The organism is Paenibacillus sp. D9 (assembly GCF_001188365.1).
Taxonomy (GTDB): Bacteria; Bacillota; Bacilli; order Paenibacillales; family Paenibacillaceae; genus Paenibacillus_O; species Paenibacillus_O humicus.
In genome coordinates this window covers 5227331-5239596 of the sequence record NZ_JZEJ01000001.1, presented here as the reverse complement: position 1 = coordinate 5239596, position 12266 = coordinate 5227331, and the positions used below count along the sequence as shown (strand labels likewise).

Sequence of the window (12266 nt, the reverse complement as noted above, 5' to 3'; positions counted from 1 at the left end):
TGCAAGCATTGATCGCATCCCCCTTTGAGAGAAGCAAGCTTGATTGCATCCGCCTCTCTGGCAGACGCCCCCTTACTGCGCTCCGCCGCTGATCCAGATGACGTTGTCCTCCGCTTGGCCGTTGACCGGCCACCAGAAGAAGCCTTCTTTGTGAAGGAGCTCATCCGTAGCTTCCGGTCCCCAGGATCCCGCTGGATAGGAAAGCAGATCTTCTCCGGATTCTCTCCAGGCAGCCGCTATGCGGTCCACGAACGTCCACGCTGCCGCAACCTCATCCCAGCGGGTGAAGTACGTCGAATCTCCGCGCGCCGCATCGTAGATCAGCAGCTCATAAGCTTCCGGCGTGTTGATGCCGACCTGGCAGCTTTGGCAGAACTCCATGGCGACAGGCTGAACCTCGTTGTCCGCTCCCGGCTTCTTGGCGTTGATCTTCAGGTAGATGCCCTCCGTCGGATTGACGCGGATGACGAGCAGGTTCGGACCCAGCTTATGCCGCTTGGCGAACAGGACGTTGTCCGGAACGTTTTTGAACTCGATGACGATCTCGGTCGTCTTGACCGGCAGCCGCTTGCCCGTGCGGATGAAGAACGGAACTCCGGCCCAGCGGAAGTTGTCCACAAGCACTTTGGCGGCAAAATACGTCTCCGTCTTGGATTCCGGATTCACGCTGTCTTCCTGGCGGTAGCCCGGAAGCTCCTTGCCTTTGGATTGACCGGAGGAGTACTGCGCCCGCACGACATTATCACGGACTTCCTCGCTTGACGCATACTGGCGAAGGGAGCGCAGAACCTTGACCTTCTCGTCGCGGAGACTTTCCGGATGCAGCCGTCCCGGGGGCTCCATGGCAATCATCGTAATCATCTGCAGAATATGGTTCTGCCCCATATCCCGAAGCGCGCCGGAATTGTCGTAATAACCGCCCCGCTCCTCTACGCCGACCGTTTCGGACAGCGTAATCTGGACGTTGGCGATATGATCCTTGTTCCAGAGCGGTTCGAACAGCTGGTTGGCAAAACGCAGAACCTGGATGTTCTGGACCATTTCCTTGCCGAGGTAGTGATCGATCCGGTAGACCTCTTCTTCCTTGAACACTTGGCTGATCTGTCCGTTCAGCTCGCGGGCCGATTCCAGATCATAGCCGAACGGCTTCTCGATGACGAGCTTGTGCCATCCCTTGGATTCCAGCAGGCCTCCGTCGCGAAGGTTGAACGACACCGGACCGAACAGCTCCGGAGCGAGAGCAAGATAGAAAAGCCGGTTGCCTTCGATGCCGAACTTCTCGTCGAGCTCCGAGGAGAGCTGGTTCAGCTCCCGGAAGCCATCGACGTTATGGATATCGAGCGGCTTGTAGACGAAGTGGTCGGCAAACTTCTGCCATACCTCGACATCGGTCGGCTTGTACCGGCAAAACTCCATGATGGACTCGTATACGTCCTGGCGGAACTGCTCATTGTCCCGCGGACGGCGGGCGAGTCCGACAACCGCGAAATTCTCTGCCAGCTTGCCTTCTTTATATAAGGAGAACAGCGCCGGGAACAGCTTCCTCCGCGCCAGATCGCCCGTGGCTCCGAACAGATAATAGACCGCGCCTTCAGCGGCCGATGATTCCTGTTTGCTAGAGTAGTTCATGTTCCCTCATTCTTTCGTCATAAATTTTGGATGCATCAGCTTGATATGGTATGTAGTGTATCATAACGTTGCGGGAATCGCCATTCATGGCGGCCAATCTTCATGGGGCCTTCACGTTCCCTCTGCCCCGCTCTCCGAGAGGTCTCCCGTAATGAGCGGAATGCCGACCGTGATCTCCGCCGCGAAGTCCGCATCGCCTCCGCCATGCTCCGCCAGCTGGATATTGGCGGACCGGCTCCCTTCCTTGCCTTCTCCAAGCCGCATGGCTCCTGCAACTGCAGTGGAGCTGTACGTCCGGACAATCGTTCGGGAATCCTTATACTCATCCAGAACGACTCCTGCCGCCTTTTGCGCGATGCGGCCAGCGGCGCCGACCCGAATAGCCTTGCCGTAAAGCTTGATGCTCATCATCCGCTTGCCGCCCGTGCCCGTCTCGGTCAGAGCGGCATTGACCTCGATCATTTCATTCAAGATAGCTTGAAGCTCCGCTGCAGGCGGAGCGTGGTAGGTCATGACGGCTTGCCGCGCCGCATCCCTGTTCTTCTGAACCGTGCCGAGCAGCTGCATTTTAAGCGTGCCGTACGCAGTGGTACGCACCGCTTCCCATAGGATGCCCCCGCTGGTTTTGTTTTCATCCTTCCCGCCGGCAAGGTCTTTCGCGTCAGCGGTCATGCCTAGCGCTTCCGCGGTCTTGGCCGCTTGATCCGACGTCACTCCTTCCACGCTCCAGCGCAAATGCCAGGAGGCCGCCCTGGAGCCGCCTCCCAGCTCGCCGTCGGCCCAGTTCCACAGCTTCTCCATATCCTCGCCGGTTGCAGAAGACATCTGAACGTCCGGCTTTTTCGATGCCGGCACGCTCCAGCCGATGGAGCCTTTGCCCCCGGCTGTATAAATTGTAACGAGAACGGCCAGCGCAAGGAAGGCCAGCATAACGCCTGCGCTTTGTTTGGATCGCGGATTGCTCATCATAGTCCCTCCATTCCCTTGGCCCGTTGACTGGGTATTTGACCATACGCATCAGCCCGTAGGTGAATATAATGCATCATTCCATCCATCAAGGAAAACCAGAAAGGATGAACAACAGAAAATGGAACCTATTCGGCCCTTGCACGAAGAACATGTCCAGCGTTTCTGCGGAATGCCGGTGTGCGCCATTCTCAAGGACGGTACACGCCATATGGGTATTCTCACCGCTTGCCATGGCGGGCGGATTTATCTGAACGGCGGCGAAGAGCATCATAAGCGCCAGCAGCAAGGAATCGGGATTTTAGGGAAGCCGGCAAAGGGCAAAGCGAAAAAATCCAAAGCATCCAAACCCGTGCAGGAGCAAGTTATGGAGCAGGAAGCCCATACTCAGGCTTATCCATACGGCCCCGGAGCAGGTCCTTACGGCCCTGGGTTCTATGGCGGCAGAGGTCCATATGGATACGGGTACGGCGCTGCGGTCGGCGTTGACCTCGCTTTCCTCGCCTTTCTGCTGCTGCTGATCTGACCATCCGGCGATAGTTGAACAGCCCGCCGACGTTTCCGGGACAGGAAGCTTCGGCAGGCTGTTTCTCTATGCACCTTATAGGGGTAATGGATTTCAATTCCAGCCTGAGGGAGGCTTCCTGATGATAGGTCCTTTGCGTCGAATGAACCGCATCTTCCATGTGGAAAAAGTAGCGCCGACCGTCCCCGTTGCCCCAGCCGCTCGAGAGCGGGTAGATTCCGGCCTGCCCGACTATGGCATGGATGGCATGACAACCCGGTTCGTCTCCGACTTTCGCCTGACTGCATCCTGGCTCCAGGCTGCGAGCCGGCTGCGTCCGCTTATCCAGGACATGCGCCGCCGGCGCCAGCAGCTGCTGAGCGACGGAACGGCAGGTATTGATCTCTCGGGACTGGCCGATACCGTATACGAGCTCGCAGAACGATGGAACGATCTGGAGCTGCTTTATTTCCGCTGCAGACCTGGCCTCAATCCTTCCATCGAGACCGACCTGCGCTCCATGCGATCCCATCCTGCCGCACGTCAAGCCGGATTGGACATGAACAGGCAAGGGGAATGGAGGGTCAACCCCGTCGCCCTCAACCAGCAGCTTGAGAACCGCCCCGATGCGGTGCTTCGAGCCTTGTTCTCGTCGGAAGGACTGCTTCCTTACGCCGATCAGCTGCTCGCCTCATTCGAAGCGCAGCCTGCGGCATCCCTTATCGATTATGCCCATCTGCCTTCGGCGGGAACCTATAACGAGGACGGGGTTCTCGATGATATGATTCATCGTCAGGTGTCTTCATTCAGCTGCTTGGCTTGAATCTCTTCCGTGCTTCGCGCTGAATTCTCAATCCACGGCCAAATCATGCTTGTGCGCATATATAGCCGCCTGCGTGCGGTCCTCTACGCCGAGCTTGTTGAGCACATTGGTCACATGGAATTTGACCGTCTTGATGCTGATGAACAGCTTGTCGGCAATATCCTGGTTGGACAAGCCCTGCGCGACCAGCATGAGCACGTCCATTTCCCGCTCGGTAAGATCTTCATGAGGCGGTTTCTGGACCGGCTGCTTGGGTTGACGGAGCCTGCTCATCATTTTGGCTGCCACCTGGGATTCCAGCACGGATTGTCCTCTTGCCGCAGCGCGAATCGCTTCGGCGATTTCGCTTGCCCGGGAAGTTTTGAGCAGGTAGCTGAACGCTCCCGCTTCAATGACGGGGTACATCTTGCTGTCATCGAGATAGCTTGTAAGCACGATGACCTTGCATTCCGGCATGATCTCCATCAGCCTCCGGGTCGTTTCGACTCCGTCCATTTCTTCCATGACCAGATCCATCAGCACGACATCCGGGGCATAGGCGGTAGCCAGCCTGATTCCTTCGGCACCGTTGCCGGCCTCTCCCACAACCTCGATGCCTTCCTCCGTATCGAGAACCGCTGCAAGACCGATCCGAACCATCTCATGGTCGTCTACAAGCAGCACCTTGATGGGCCTTGCCATTCCGCTGTCGCGCTCCATTCGTTCCGGCATGCTCATGGTTAGAATCCGCCCTTTCCGTCTTCCAGGGGAAGCCACATTTCAATGGCCGTTCCTTCGCCCGGAGCCGTATGAATTTGTATGTTGCCGCCAAGCTCATGAATCCGTTCTTCCATCGTCAGCAAACCATAGGAGGCCTGTTTCTTTTCTTCCAGATCGAAGCCGACGCCATTATCGGCAAAGCTCAGCTTGGCTTTGGCTCCATCCCGCTCCAGCCTCATGACCATCTTGCTGGCCTTGGCATGGCGCAGGGCGTTGGACAACGCCTCTTGCGCAATCCGGAACAAATGGTCCTCGGCGCTGGGGCGGAACAGAATGGTCGAATCCACATCAACCGTGATGTCCATCGGGACTTTCACTTTCAGCTCTCCAACCAGCCGTTCGAGCGCCTGGGCCAAGTTTTTGCCATCCAAATGAACGGGACGCAAATGCAGCAGAAGCGCTCTCATTTCGGACTGGGCCACGGCCGCCATCTCCTCGATCAGCTGCACCTGCCTGCGTGCGCGCTCCCAATCCTTCTCGATCGTCCGGCTTACCGCCGTTGCGGTCATGGATATGGCGAACAGCTGCTGGCTCACGGCGTCATGGAGTTCGCGAGCCAGGCGCTGCCGCTCTTCGATGACAGCGGTGAACTTGACCTGCTCCCGCCACTCCTCCTGCTCCTCGGTTTCTTCCGGGCGTGCTCCCTCTCCTTCGGGAGAATGCGGAATCGTAATCGATTTGCGCCTGCTCTGCTGCTGGTTCAGCTTGCGGAGAGCTTCTCTAAGCTTGGACGTCTGGAGGTAGCTGTTCAGCACAGCCCCGGCGAGCGCAGCCGCGATGACCGCCAGCCCGTATAAGGCCCCTTTTCCTTGTATGGCAAAGAATTCGACATATCCGGTTCCTTGCAGCACGATGAGCAGCAGTCCAAGAATGATAAGCAGCCACAGTACCGTTTCAAGAACGTTTTTCTTTGTAGGTCCCTGACCCTTTCCTGGAGGCTTTTTGGCAGCCACAGCGATACTCCCCCTTCTTTCTCTCTCTACTTTACCTTTCCGGCGTCAACGGTTCAAGCGTTCCTCCGCCGCAAGCAAACAAGCCTCGGAACCCGGCGGCTGCGCCGCCATGTCCGAGGCTTGCGAAAGCAAAGCTTAATTAATTCGCTGCGTCTTCTTGTGCAGCAGCTGCCTGAGGAGGATTCAGCTTGTTTTTGAGCTGCTGCAGCTGTTCTTCTACCTTCAGCTGATTCTCCGGACGGATGGAGGCAGCTCCCTCCGCTTTATAGCCGCTTCCGTAAGGTCTGCGGAGAACATCGGCTTCGGCTTCCATCTGCATGATTTTCTCTTCCATGCGGCCGAATCCACGGGATGCAGTGCCTGTATCAAGGGAGCCGACATTGGCGGAAGCCTGAGACATCTGCTTTTTCGCCTTGGCCATTTGAGCACGGGCGGCCAGCTCGTTGCGTTTGTTGCGGAGCTGGTAATACTCGTCCTTCATGCCGTACAGCTGCTGCTTCAGCTCGTCGGCTTGGCTCTTCGCTTCCAGATGAAGCTGGCTGTATTCTTGCACCTTCTCCTCGAAATACAGCTTCTCTTCCAAAAGCTTGCGGGCAAGATCCTCTTGGCCGGAACGAAGCGCCGTTTCCGCTTTGCTGTCACGATCCGAGGCGCTTCTTGCCGCTTCGTCAAAGCGCTGCTGCATGCGGCGCTCGTTGGCCATTTGCTTGGCTACCGTAACCTCGGCCTGGTGGATTTCCTGCTCCATGTCGCGGAGGTACTGGTTCAGCATAACGACCGGATCTTCCATTTTATCCAGCGCCTCGTGCATTGAAGCTTTTGTAATATCTTTCAGGCGTTTGAAAATACCCATGTTGTTATTCTCCCTTCTCATACTTCGAAAGTTTGGCTTTCAGTTCTTCCAGCTCGTTGCGCAGAGCTTTCTTCTCCAGGTCATCCATCATCTTGTCCAAGTCTGCCTGGCGGTTGCTGTCGGACTGCCATCCTGCCGTTGTCGGACCTTCCTGGTATTGCGGAGGGTTGCGGTAAGGGCCGCCATGCTGGCCGCCTCCTGCGCCTTGGCCGAATCCGGGGCGGCCCGGATCGTTGTGTCCTCCGTAGAAGTCGCCGCCCCGTCCATTCTGATAAGACCCGAAGTTTCCTGGAGGAAACTGGTTATAGTCATGCTCCTTCGGAATGACCAGCGCCGCCAGGATATAGATGACAATGGCTGCGCCGCTAGTGCAGACGGCAAGGATGATCGTCAGAATACGAAGCAGATTGGCATCTACATTGAAGTAATCCGACAGCCCGCCGCATAATCCGAACAGAACTTTTTTGCGTCTGGAGCGATATAATTGCTTCATGATGTTAGGTTCCTCCTTGTCCCAGCTTTCTCTTCAGCTGTTCCAATTCCATTTCTACCGCCGATTGGTAGGAAGAGTTTCCACCATGACCTGCGGTACCTTCGCTGCGAAGATCCCTGAGGCTGCGGGCTTCGTGCTCCATATCCGTGATCCGGTCGTCAAGCCTGCGGAACATGCCGTCAGGTTTGCCGCCGGGCTGGCCGGATACGGCTCCTGTGTAACGGGCGTTCATACGCTGCTGCAGCTTCAAGGATTCCATACGGGCCGAATAGTACTCTCGCTTGTCATACACGATCTGGTACTCGCTTCTCATCTCCTGAAGATTTCTTTCCAGGTCTTCCACGCTCTGGCGGCCTTGCTCGTACAGATCGCGATACTGCCGGGCGCGTTCCTCTGCGGATGCTTTCTCATGAAGGGCTATGCGGGCCAGCTGCTCTTCACCGGCTTTGAGTGCGGTAACGGCTTGCTGCTCCCGCTTTTCCTTCTGCTGCTCAGCGGTGAGCCATTGCATTTTCAATTGCTGGTTATGGGAAGAATACTGCTGATACAGACGCTCCGATTGAATGATCTCTTCCCGTGTCGACCACAGGAACTGATCGATCAGCCGTACCGGATCTTCCGCTTTCTCCAGGTGCTCGTTCAGCGTTGCGATCGTTATGTCTCTGACCCTTCGGATAATACTCATATTTGTCCTCCTCTAGCCGGTTGCTCTCTTTCTTTCGTTTTTCTTTCGTTCGTTTTTCTTTCTTTCGTTAATGAAGCCTTTTTCCTTTAAAGAGGGAGACTCCCCATACGATCAGTCCCACTGCGAACAGCAGCATGATCAGAGGCGTTAATTTTCCAAGCAGCCAGATGGCTCCTACGAAGAGAAGAACTCCGCCGACGATCCGGTTGCCGTTCCTCCAGCCGATGACTCCAAGTCCCAGAACAATAAGAGGGAAGATCAAGGATACGGCCCAGCTGATCAAATGACCTAAACCGAGAAATTTCATGGCCAGCAATGCGCCCGCCACAACCAAAATGATGCCTACCGTTGAATTGCGTTTCATCTCTGATTGCCACCGCCTTTCGATTCGCGAATATGCTCTCTTGCTTATGTCCTTATTTTAGGCCATCCCGGCAAAGTTCAAAACGGACTTGCGAACGTTTCTGTACCTGGACTCAGGTCGGGGAGGGTCTCCGTCCTGGAATTGGGAAGGATTGCGACCTGCTTAAGACAAGCCTGAAACGGTCGAATTCAGAGGTCCATATTTGAGGGATACAGGTATATACTAGTAATGAAGAAGGGCTATATCCAGGCAAGGGGTGCAGCTATGGAGTCCACCGTCGAGCATGATTCCTATTTCATTGATTCCGCAACAAAACCCAAACGGCTCCATGTAATGGAATGGCGCCCGTCCGGGACAGCTAGAGGCATCATTCAATTAAGCCATGGCATGGCCGAACACGTCGGAAGGTATGGCTCTTTTGCAAGGGAGATGGCCCATGACGGATACATCCTTATCGGCCATGACCACATCGGACATGGTCGGTCTGCAGCAGCAGGCGGGTTAGGCCATATGCCGGCCTCGGGAGGATGGCAGGAGGCATCCATGGACCTTCAGCGAATAGCGCTTCATGCGAAGGATCGGTTTCCGGAACTGCAACTCCTATTATTCGGTCATAGCATGGGCTCTTTTCTTGCGAGAACCTGCCTGATCGATGCTCCGGACTTATGGCAGGCTTGCATTTTGAGCGGGACAGCCTGGAATCCTGCTTTTGCGTTGGCGGCAGGCCAAACCTTGATTCGGCTTGAGATGATGCTGAGAGGTGAGCATGCCCACTCCGAGCTGTTGAACAAAATCATTTTCGGTTCCTACAACAAGAAATTCAAGCCCAATCGAACCCGTCATGACTGGCTTTCGGTAGATGAAGGCAATGTTGACCGTTATATGGCGGACCCGTATTGCGGATTCATCCCTTCCGTCGGGTTTTTCAGCAGCTTGATTGCAACCGGAATTCCCTACATCCAAAATCAAAAGCATCTGGCTAAAATGAACAAAACGATGCCTGTATACTTCTTTTCCGGCGCCGATGATCCGGTCGGCCAGTATGGCAAAGGCGTTGAACGTACGTTCCAAGCTTTTTTGGATGCCGGGATGAGAAACGTCACAATGAAGCTTTACCCCGATGTCCGTCATGAGGCTATACAAGAATGGAATCGGAAAGAAATTCGGGAAGATCTCCGGCTTTGGCTGAGTTCCAACCTTTAATGCTTCTTTTCATGGATGCGAAAGAAAAAGGCTTGCAGAACCGCATAAGCGATTCTACAAGCCTTTTGGAATGCTGGTGAAGGGACTCGAACCCCCACTCCGTCTCCGGAAGCGGATTTTGAGTCCGCCGCGTCTGCCATTCCGCCACACCAGCACATATAAAATTTCCTCTTCACTCTATATATTCAAGAGGCAGAGGAATCAAACTTCTTTTAAATGGAGATAAAATGGCGTGCCCTAAGAGATTCGAACTCCTGACCTTTTGATTCGTAGTCAAATGCTCTATCCAGCTGAGCTAAGGGCACACGTTAGATAAGATGGAGGCGCCACCCAGACTCGAACTGGGGGTAGAGCTTTTGCAGAGCTCTGCCTTACCACTTGGCTATGGCGCCACAAAATTGGAGCGGAAGACGGGAATCGAACCCGCGACCCTCGCCTTGGCAAGGCGATGCTCTACCGCTGAGCCACTTCCGCAAATAAATGGCTGGGGATTCAGGGATCGAACCTGAGAATGACGGAGTCAAAGTCCGTTGCCTTACCGCTTGGCTAATCCCCAACAAAACATGGGGCGATCGAGGGGAATTGAACCCCCGAATGCCGGAACCACAATCCGGTGCGTTAACCACTTCGCCACGATCGCCATACTGGCAGGGGCAGCAGGAATTGAACCCACACTAACGGTTTTGGAGACCGCTGTTCTACCTTTAAACTATGCCCCTAAAAACTGGTGGAGGATGATGGATTCGAACCACCGAACTCGTCAGAGAACAGATTTACAGTCTGCTGCGTTTGGCCACTTCGCTAATCCTCCAAAAAAATGGTGCCGCCGAGAGGACTTGAACCCCCAACCTACTGATTACAAGTCAGTTGCTCTACCAGTTGAGCTACAGCGGCATATTCAATTATCAAAAAACATGGTGGCTCGGGACGGAATCGAACCGACGACACAAGGATTTTCAGTCCTTTGCTCTACCAACTGAGCTACCGAGCCCGAATGCTTATTGAAAATAAAATGGCGGAGCTGACGGGATTCGAACCCGCGGTCTCCTGCGTGACAGGCAGGCATGTTAGGCCTCTACACCACAGCTCCATATTGGTTGCGGGGACAGGATTTGAACCTGTGACCTTCGGGTTATGAGCCCGACGAGCTACCGGACTGCTCCACCCCGCGTCAGTTGAATGGTGGAAGCTGAGGGGATCGAACCCCCGACCCTCTGCTTGTAAGGCAGATGCTCTCCCAGCTGAGCTAAGCTTCCATATAAAGAACAACATGTTATTTACTATAACTTATCAAGGCTATGTAATCAAGCCAGATAAGAAAGTGGTGACCCGTAGGGGATTCGAACCCCTGTTACCTCCGTGAAAGGGAGGTGTCTTAACCCCTTGACCAACGGGCCATATCTGGCGGAGAGCGAGGGATTCGAACCCTCGATACGCGATTAACGTATACACGATTTCCAATCGTGCTCCTTCGACCACTCGGACAGCTCTCCAGATGGCTCCCCGAACAGGACTCGAACCTGTGACAACTCGATTAACAGTCGAGTGCTCTACCAACTGAGCTATCAGGGAATATGTGGTGCATTCAAGGCTTGCGCCTTGAAAACTGGATCGAATCAATATGTTGGATGCTGAGTCCATTCGTGCTTCTTACATGGCTAGCGAATCGTATTTCGGATTCATCTCGCCATGTCTCGCCAACGTTCATCGTCTTGCGACGATATTCCGTAGGCTTGATCCATAGGATAAGCCCTCGACCGATTAGTATTCGTCAGCTGCACGCATTGCTGCGCTTCCACCCCGAACCTATCAACCTGGTCGTCTACCAGGGGTCTTACATACTGGGAAATCTCATCTTGAGGGGGGCTTCGCGCTTAGATGCTTTCAGCGCTTATCCCGTCCGTACGTAGCTACCCAGCGGTGCTCCTGGCGGAACAACTGGTACACCAGCGGTACGTCCATCCCGGTCCTCTCGTACTAAGGACAGCTCCTCTCAAATTTCCTGCGCCCACGACAGATAGGGACCGAACTGTCTCACGACGTTCTGAACCCAGCTCGCGTACCGCTTTAATGGGCGAACAGCCCAACCCTTGGGACCTACTTCAGCCCCAGGATGCGATGAGCCGACATCGAGGTGCCAAACCTCCCCGTCGATGTGGACTCTTGGGGGAGATAAGCCTGTTATCCCCAGGGTAGCTTTTATCCGTTGAGCGATGGCCCTTCCATTCGGTACCACCGGATCACTAAGCCCGACTTTCGTCCCTGCTCGACTTGTAGGTCTCGCAGTCAAGCTCCCTTATGCCTTTGCACGCTGCGAATGATTTCCAACCATTCTGAGGGAACCTTTGGGCGCCTCCGTTACATTTTAGGAGGCGACCGCCCCAGTCAAACTGCCCGCCTGACACGGTCCCTGTACCGGATCACGGTACCAGGTTAGAACTCCGATACGATCAGGGTGGTATCCCAACGGTGCCTCCACCGAAGCTGGCGCTCCGGCTTCCCAGGCTCCCACCTATCCTGTACAGATCGTACCAAAGTCCAATATCAAGCTGCAGTAAAGCTCCATGGGGTCTTTCCGTCTTGTCGCGGGTAACCTGCATCTTCACAGGTATTAAAATTTCACCGGATCTCTCGTTGAGACAGCGCCCAAGTCGTTACGCCATTCGTGCGGGTCAGAATTTACCTGACAAGGAATTTCGCTACCTTAGGACCGTTATAGTTACGGCCGCCGTTTACTGGGGCTTCGGTTCACAGCTTCGGGTTGCCCCTAACCGCTCCCCTTAACCTTCCAGCACCGGGCAGGCGTCAGCCCGTATACTTCGCCTTACGGCTTCGCACAGACCTGTGTTTTTGCTAAACAGTCGCTTGGGCCTTTTCACTGCGGCCCCCTCGGGCTATTCACCCTACCGAGGCACCCCTTCTCCCGAAGTTACGGGGTCATGTTGCCGAGTTCCTTAACGAGAGTTACTCCGCGCGCCTTAGCATGCTCTGCTCGCCTACCTGTGTCGGTTTGCGGTACGGGCACCTTCGCCT

The 12266-nt window shown here is 55.0% G+C and carries 11 protein-coding genes, 16 tRNA genes and 1 rRNA gene (1 of these 28 cut by a window edge); 3 read left to right on the top strand and 25 right to left on the bottom strand.

Translation table 11 applies throughout. The annotated features are described in order from the left end of the window. Nucleotides 1–72: 72 nt before the first annotated feature. Both zwf and VE23_RS23435 read right to left on the bottom strand, forming a co-directional pair. Nucleotides 73–1629 (bottom strand): glucose-6-phosphate dehydrogenase, encoded by a 1557-nt coding sequence (gene zwf / locus VE23_RS23440; protein WP_021879184.1) that lies wholly within the window; start codon nt 1627–1629, stop codon nt 73–75. A gap of 111 nt (nt 1630–1740) precedes the next feature. Beyond that, on the bottom strand, nt 1741–2598 hold the full coding sequence (locus VE23_RS23435; RefSeq protein ID WP_157054038.1) for a hypothetical protein: 858 nt from the start codon (nt 2596–2598) through the stop codon (nt 1741–1743). Between the two features lie 118 nt (nt 2599–2716). Between VE23_RS23435 and VE23_RS23430 the strand changes: the two genes are divergently transcribed. Further along, nucleotides 2717–3121, top strand: coding sequence for a hypothetical protein (locus tag VE23_RS23430; protein ID WP_157054037.1), 405 nt, complete (start codon nt 2717–2719; stop codon nt 3119–3121). A gap of 121 nt (nt 3122–3242) precedes the next feature. After that, nucleotides 3243–3923 carry a hypothetical protein gene (locus tag VE23_RS23425; protein ID WP_157054036.1) on the top strand — a complete coding sequence of 227 codons (681 nt, stop codon included), beginning with the start codon at nt 3243–3245 and terminating at the stop codon, nt 3921–3923. Nucleotides 3924–3950: 27 nt separating this feature from the next. On the opposite strand, the gene VE23_RS23420 is transcribed toward VE23_RS23425, so the two are convergent. The 6 genes from VE23_RS23420 to VE23_RS23395 all read right to left on the bottom strand — a co-directional run bounded on the left by VE23_RS23420 (nt 3951) and on the right by VE23_RS23395 (nt 8030). Continuing rightward, complete coding sequence (locus VE23_RS23420) at nt 3951–4604, bottom strand: response regulator (protein ID WP_373864551.1); 654 nt, start codon at nt 4602–4604, stop codon at nt 3951–3953. 38 nt (nt 4605–4642) lie between these two features. After that, the gene (locus VE23_RS23415; RefSeq protein WP_049869311.1) at nt 4643–5635 is read right to left on the bottom strand and encodes a sensor histidine kinase; all 993 of its coding nucleotides are present in this window, start codon (nt 5633–5635) and stop codon (nt 4643–4645) included. A gap of 139 nt (nt 5636–5774) precedes the next feature. Further along, nucleotides 5775–6488, bottom strand: a complete 714-nt coding sequence (locus VE23_RS23410; RefSeq protein WP_048745076.1) for a PspA/IM30 family protein — start codon at nt 6486–6488, stop codon at nt 5775–5777. Nucleotides 6489–6492: 4 nt separating this feature from the next. Then, nucleotides 6493–6981, bottom strand: a complete 489-nt coding sequence (locus VE23_RS23405) for a PspC domain-containing protein (protein ID WP_049869309.1) — start codon at nt 6979–6981, stop codon at nt 6493–6495. Between the two features lie 4 nt (nt 6982–6985). Continuing rightward, nucleotides 6986–7666, bottom strand: a complete 681-nt coding sequence (locus VE23_RS23400) for a PspA/IM30 family protein (protein WP_049869307.1) — start codon at nt 7664–7666, stop codon at nt 6986–6988. Nucleotides 7667–7733: 67 nt separating this feature from the next. Further along, nucleotides 7734–8030 (bottom strand): LiaF transmembrane domain-containing protein, encoded by a 297-nt coding sequence (locus tag VE23_RS23395; protein WP_021879193.1) that lies wholly within the window; start codon nt 8028–8030, stop codon nt 7734–7736. Nucleotides 8031–8258: 228 nt separating this feature from the next. Between VE23_RS23395 and VE23_RS23390 the strand changes: the two genes are divergently transcribed. Next, entirely contained in the window at nt 8259–9233 is a 975-nt protein-coding gene (locus VE23_RS23390; protein WP_049869305.1) for an alpha/beta fold hydrolase, read from the top strand. Between the two features lie 71 nt (nt 9234–9304). Here the strand turns inward: VE23_RS23390 and VE23_RS23385 are convergent. From VE23_RS23385 to VE23_RS23305, 17 genes are all read right to left on the bottom strand, one after another. Continuing rightward, nucleotides 9305–9387: transfer RNA gene (locus tag VE23_RS23385), tRNA-Leu, on the bottom strand. Between the two features lie 74 nt (nt 9388–9461). Then, nucleotides 9462–9538, bottom strand: a tRNA-Arg gene (locus tag VE23_RS23380). A gap of 13 nt (nt 9539–9551) precedes the next feature. Beyond that, nucleotides 9552–9625: transfer RNA gene (locus VE23_RS23375), tRNA-Cys, on the bottom strand. 7 nt (nt 9626–9632) lie between these two features. Then, a tRNA-Gly gene (locus VE23_RS23370) sits at nt 9633–9707 on the bottom strand. A gap of 7 nt (nt 9708–9714) precedes the next feature. Continuing rightward, nucleotides 9715–9789 (bottom strand) — tRNA-Gln (locus VE23_RS23365). Between the two features lie 8 nt (nt 9790–9797). Continuing rightward, nucleotides 9798–9873, bottom strand: a tRNA-His gene (locus VE23_RS23360). 5 nt (nt 9874–9878) lie between these two features. Beyond that, nucleotides 9879–9952, bottom strand: a tRNA-Trp gene (locus tag VE23_RS23355). Between the two features lie 6 nt (nt 9953–9958). Then, nucleotides 9959–10044, bottom strand: a tRNA-Tyr gene (locus VE23_RS23350). Between the two features lie 7 nt (nt 10045–10051). Beyond that, nucleotides 10052–10127: transfer RNA gene (locus VE23_RS23345), tRNA-Thr, on the bottom strand. Between the two features lie 21 nt (nt 10128–10148). Continuing rightward, a tRNA-Phe gene (locus VE23_RS23340) sits at nt 10149–10224 on the bottom strand. A 22-nt stretch (nt 10225–10246) separates the two neighbouring features. Then, nucleotides 10247–10323 (bottom strand) — tRNA-Asp (locus tag VE23_RS23335). A 4-nt stretch (nt 10324–10327) separates the two neighbouring features. After that, nucleotides 10328–10404: transfer RNA gene (locus tag VE23_RS23330), tRNA-Met, on the bottom strand. 9 nt (nt 10405–10413) lie between these two features. Then, a tRNA-Val gene (locus VE23_RS23325) sits at nt 10414–10489 on the bottom strand. Nucleotides 10490–10555: 66 nt separating this feature from the next. Next, nucleotides 10556–10630 (bottom strand) — tRNA-Glu (locus VE23_RS23320). Between the two features lie 5 nt (nt 10631–10635). After that, nucleotides 10636–10726 (bottom strand) — tRNA-Ser (locus tag VE23_RS23315). A gap of 3 nt (nt 10727–10729) precedes the next feature. After that, nucleotides 10730–10805 (bottom strand) — tRNA-Asn (locus VE23_RS23310). Nucleotides 10806–10974: 169 nt separating this feature from the next. Continuing rightward, a 23S ribosomal RNA gene (locus VE23_RS23305) occupies nt 10975–12266 on the bottom strand (it continues 1637 nt past the right edge of the window).

Excerpts from the sequence above, each read along its gene's own strand:
- VE23_RS23435 (WP_157054038.1), bottom strand. The coding sequence starts at position 2,598 with ATGATGAGCAATCCGCGATCCAAACAAAGCGCAGGCGTTATGCTGGCC.
- VE23_RS23395 (WP_021879193.1), bottom strand. The coding sequence starts at position 8,030 with ATGAAACGCAATTCAACGGTAGGCATCATTTTGGTTGTGGCGGGCGCA.
- VE23_RS23425 (WP_157054036.1), top strand. The coding sequence starts at position 3,243 with ATGATAGGTCCTTTGCGTCGAATGAACCGCATCTTCCATGTGGAAAAA.
- VE23_RS23430 (WP_157054037.1), top strand. The coding sequence starts at position 2,717 with ATGGAACCTATTCGGCCCTTGCACGAAGAACATGTCCAGCGTTTCTGC.
- VE23_RS23405 (WP_049869309.1), bottom strand. The coding sequence starts at position 6,981 with ATGAAGCAATTATATCGCTCCAGACGCAAAAAAGTTCTGTTCGGATTA.
- zwf (WP_021879184.1), bottom strand. The coding sequence starts at position 1,629 with ATGAACTACTCTAGCAAACAGGAATCATCGGCCGCTGAAGGCGCGGTC.
- VE23_RS23420 (WP_373864551.1), bottom strand. The coding sequence starts at position 4,604 with ATGGCAAGGCCCATCAAGGTGCTGCTTGTAGACGACCATGAGATGGTT.
- VE23_RS23390 (WP_049869305.1), top strand. The coding sequence starts at position 8,259 with ATGAAGAAGGGCTATATCCAGGCAAGGGGTGCAGCTATGGAGTCCACC.
- VE23_RS23410 (WP_048745076.1), bottom strand. The coding sequence starts at position 6,488 with ATGGGTATTTTCAAACGCCTGAAAGATATTACAAAAGCTTCAATGCAC.
- VE23_RS23400 (WP_049869307.1), bottom strand. The coding sequence starts at position 7,666 with ATGAGTATTATCCGAAGGGTCAGAGACATAACGATCGCAACGCTGAAC.